A 4,713-nucleotide genomic window follows, 5' to 3' on the forward strand; every position below is an offset into this window, starting at 1 on the left:
CGGCCCTCGGCCAAGTCCACGGATGCGGGCGTCGCCGTCCACTCCACGCAGTACAGCGACTCGTGGTACGCCGTACGCGCGCTCTCCAACTGCTCGACCGACACCGGCCGCAACACCAGCGAGTCCACCGACAGCACCGCACGCCCGGCACCATCCGCCACCGCCAACGACACCGCATCGGAACCCGCCGCCGACAACCGCACCCGCAACACCGAAGCACCCACCGCGTGCAACGACACACCAGCCCACGAGAACGGCAACCGAGCCCCGGCCTCACCCTCGATCAGACCACCGAGCCCGACCGCGTGCAGGGCCGAGTCCAGCAGCGCCGGATGCAGACCAAACAGCCCCGCCTCGGACTGCCCGTCCTCCGCCAGCTCCAGCTCCGCGTATACCTCGCCATCGAGCCGCCAGGCGGACCTCAGCCCCTGGAACACCGGGCCGTAGGCGAGCCCCAGGCCCGCCATGCCCTCGTAGAGACCGTCAAGCTCGACCGGTGTCGCACCGGCCGGGGGCCAGGCGCTCAGGTCGAACGACGCCGCCGGCGCGCCCTCCACGAGCGCACCCGAGGCGTGGCGCAGCCACGGCTCATCGGCGGCCGCGTCCTCAAGCCGCGAGTACACCTCGAACGCACGACGACCGGAGCCATCCGGCGCACCCACCGACACCTGAAGCTGAACACCGCCCACCTCCGGAAGCACCAGCGGCGCCTCCAGCGTCAGCTCCTCAACCTGGTCACAGCCCACCTGGTCACCGGCGCGAACCGCCAGCTCAACGAAGGCCGTACCCGGCAGCAGCACCGAACCCATCACGGCGTGATCGAGCAGCCACGGATGCGTCTGGGCCGAGATCCGCCCGGTCAGCAGCACACCGTCGCCACCCGCGAGCGGTACGGCGGCCCCCACGAGCGGATGATCCACGGCGGCCAGCCCGAGCCCCGCTGTGCCACCGATGCCGTAGGCCGACGCCTGCGGCCAGTACCGGCGGCGCTGGAAGGCGTACGTCGGCAGATCGGTCAGCTCGACCCGAGCCGCGCCCGTACCGGCGAAGACGGCCGCCCAGTCCACCGCCACACCACGGACGTACGCCCGCGCCACGGCGGTGTGGACCGCCCGCGCCTCGGGCCGACCGGCCCGCAACACGGCGGCGAATCCGGCCGCGTCGGCGTCGGTGACGCACTCCTGGGCCATGGCGGTCAGGACCCCGTCCGGGCCGAGTTCGAGGTAGGTGGTGACGCCCTGGGCTTCCATCGTCCGGGCACCGTCGAGGAAGCGGACGGCTTCACGGACGTGGCGCACCCAGAAGTCGGGGGTGGTGATCTCCTCGGCGGAGACGACCGCGCCGGTGAGGTTGGAAACGATCGGGATGCGCGGGGCCGCGTACGACAGCCCCTCCGCGACCTCGCGGAACGCCTCCAGCATCCCGTCCATGCGCGGGGAGTGGAACGCGTGGCTGACCGTGAGCCGCTTGGTCTTCCGACCCTGCGCCTCGAAACCGGCAGCGATCTCAGCCGCCGCGTCCTCATCGCCCGCGATGACCACGGAGGCCGGACCGTTGAGGGCGGCGATGCTCACGCGCTCGGTGAGCAGCGGCAGCACCTCGTCCTCGGAGCCCTGGATGGCGATCATCGCGCCACCGGCGGGCAGCTCCTGCATCAACCGCCCACGAGCCGCCACCAGCGTGCACGCGTCCGCGAGCGACAACACACCCGCCACATGCGCGGCAGCCAGCTCACCAATCGAGTGACCGGAGAGGAAGTCCGCCTTGAGACCCCACGCCTGCACCAGCCGGAACAGCGCCACCTCGATGGCGAACAGCGCGGGCTGAGTGAACCCGGTCTGGTCCAGCGCCTCGGCGTCCTCCCCGAACAGCACCGTCTTCAACGGCCGCTCAAGGTGCCCATCCAGCTCATCGCAGACCGCGTCCAGCGCCTCCGCGAACACCGGGAAGGCGTCGTACAGCGCACGCCCCATCCCCAGCCGCTGACTCCCCTGCCCCGTGAACAGGAACGCCACCTTGCCGCCAGCAGCCGACCCCTGGATAACCTCCGCGCCGGACTCCCCGCGTGCCAGCGCGTCCAGACCGCGCAGGAAGCCCTCGCGGTCGTCGGCCACCAGCACCGCGCGGTGGTCCAGCGCGGCGCGCGTGGTCGCGAGCGAGTAGCCGAGGTCGGCCGGTGCGAGCTCCGGCCGCTCGTCCAGGTAGGAACGGAGCCGCCCGGCCTGCGCACACAGCGCGTCGGCGGTCTTCGCCGACAGCGGCCACGACGTCACACCAGGCGCCGTCGCCACCTCACGCGGGGCCTCGTCCTCGCTGACCGGGGCCTGCTCGATGATCGTGTGCGCGTTGGTGCCACTGAAGCCGAACGACGAGATCGCAGCGCGTCGGGGGCGCCCGGACTCCGGCCACTCCACCGACTCCTGCAGCAGCGACACCGCACCCGCAGACCAGTCAATATGCGGCGACGGTTCCTGCGCGTGCAGCGTTCGCGGCAACACACCATGCCGCATCGACATGACGATCTTGATGATGCCCGCCACACCGGCAGCGGCCTGCGTATGACCCATGTTCGACTTGATGGAACCAAGCAGCAACGGCCGCTCCGGCCCCCGCTCCTGGCCATACGTCGCCATAAGCGCCTGCGCCTCAATGGGATCGCCGAGGCTGGTCCCCGTGCCATGCGCCTCGACCGCGTCCACCTCGGACGCCGACAAACCCGCATTCGCCAACGCCTGACGAATCACCCGCTGCTGCGACGGACCATTCGGCGCCGTCAAACCATTCGACGCACCATCCTGATTGATCGCCGAGCCACGCACCACCGCCAGCACCGGATGACCATTCCTCCGCGCATCCGACAGCCGCTCCACCAGCAGCATGCCCGCACCCTCGGACCACCCCGTACCATCCGCATCCGCCGAGAACGCCTTACACCGCCCATCAGCAGCCAACCCACGCTGACGACTGAACTCCACAAACGGCGCCGGAGTCGCCATCACCGTCACACCACCCGCAAGCGCCAGCGAACACTCACCACTCCGCAACGCCTGCACCGCCAGATGCAACGCCACCAACGACGACGAACACGCCGTATCCACCGTGATCGTCGGCCCCTCAAGACCAAACGTGTAAGCCAACCGCCCCGAAATCACACTCGCCGCATTACCCGTACCGAGGAAACCTTCGACGCCCTCGGGCACCCGCTCCAGCAGCGAGGCGTAGTCGTGGTACATGACGCCCGCGAACACACCGGTCCGGCTGCCGCGCAGCACGGCCGGGTCGATCCCGGCCCGCTCGAACGCCTCCCACGACGTCTCCAACAGCAACCGCTGCTGCGGATCCATCGCCAACGCCTCACGCGGCGAAATCCCGAAGAAGCCCGGGTCGAAGTGGCCGGCGTCCTCCACGAAGCCGCCCTCGCGGGCGTAGCTCGTTCCGCTGTGGTCCGGGTCCTCGTGGTAGAGCGCCGCGAGGTCCCAGCCACGGTCATTCGGGAACTCGGAAATCGCGTCCCGGCCCTCCATGACCAACCGCCACAGATCCTCCGGAGTCTCCACCCCACCCGGGTAGCGGCAGCCCAGACCCACGATGGCAACCGGCTCATCATCGGCGGCCGACACCACCACCGGACCCGCCACCGCAGCCGCAGCCCCCACAACCTCCGCACGCAGGAACTCCGCCAGCACCGCAGGCGTCGGATAGTCGAAGACCAGCGTCGCGGGCAGCCGCAGCTCACTCACCGCACCCAGCGCATTCCGCAACTCCACCGCCGTCAGCGAGTCAAAGCCCAGCTCACGGAAGGAACGGTCGGGCTCGACCGTCTCCGGACCGGCGTATCCGAGCACCGTCGCGACGTTCGTACGGACCAGGTCCAGCAGCACATCGAGCTGCTCGGCCTCACTCAGCCCGGCGAGCCGCCGCGCCAGCGCACCCGACGCCGCCGCACCCTCCGCCGCCCGCCGCGCCGGAACCCGCATCAGCCCACGGAACAGCGGCGCCAGCGCACCGCTGGCCGCCTGCGCCCGGAGCGCGGCCATGTCCAGCGACATCGGCACCAGCACCGCCTCGCCGAGGCGGCCCGCCACGTCGAACAGCTCCAGACCCTCGGTCGCGGAGAGCGCGAGAACACCGCCCCGGCTCATCCGGGACACATCCGCGTCGTCCAGCTCACCGGTCATCGCGCTGGAGTCGGCCCACAGGCCCCAAGCCAGCGAGGTGGCGGGCAGGCCATGTGCCCGACGGTGCTGGGCGAGGGCGTCCAGGTAGGCATTGGCGGCGGCGTAGTTGCCCTGACCCGCATTGCCGAAAACACCGGCGGCCGAAGAGAAGAGAATAAACGCCGACAGGTCCAGGTCGCGGGTCAGCTCATGCAGGTTCCAGGCCGCGTCCACCTTCGGACGCAACACCCCCGCCATGCGCTCGGGGGTGAGCGAACCGATCACACCGTCATCCAGCACACCGGCCGTGTGCACCACGCCCAGCAGCGGGTGCTCAGCCGGAATCCCCGCCAGTACCTCGGCCAGCGCGTCACGATCGGCGACATCACACGCCGCCCAGCTCACGCTCGCACCCAACGCGGCCAGCTCGGAAGCCAGTTCGGACGCGCCCGCAGCCTCGCCACCACGACGGCTCACCAGCAGCAGCTGCCGTACGCCACGCTCCGCCACCAGATGGCGGGCGAACAGCGCACCCAGCGTGCCGCTCGCGCCGGTG

At 70.5% G+C, this 4,713-nt stretch carries 1 protein-coding gene; it reads right to left on the reverse strand.

The annotated features are described in order from the left end of the window. The coding region (locus ACFXB5_RS52750) for a type I polyketide synthase (protein WP_385223062.1) at nucleotides 1-4,713 on the reverse strand (4,713 nt) is incomplete at both ends.

It is taken from the genome of Streptomyces sp. NPDC059455, from assembly GCF_042750115.1.
Taxonomy (GTDB): domain Bacteria; phylum Actinomycetota; class Actinomycetes; order Streptomycetales; family Streptomycetaceae; genus Streptomyces; species Streptomyces endocoffeicus.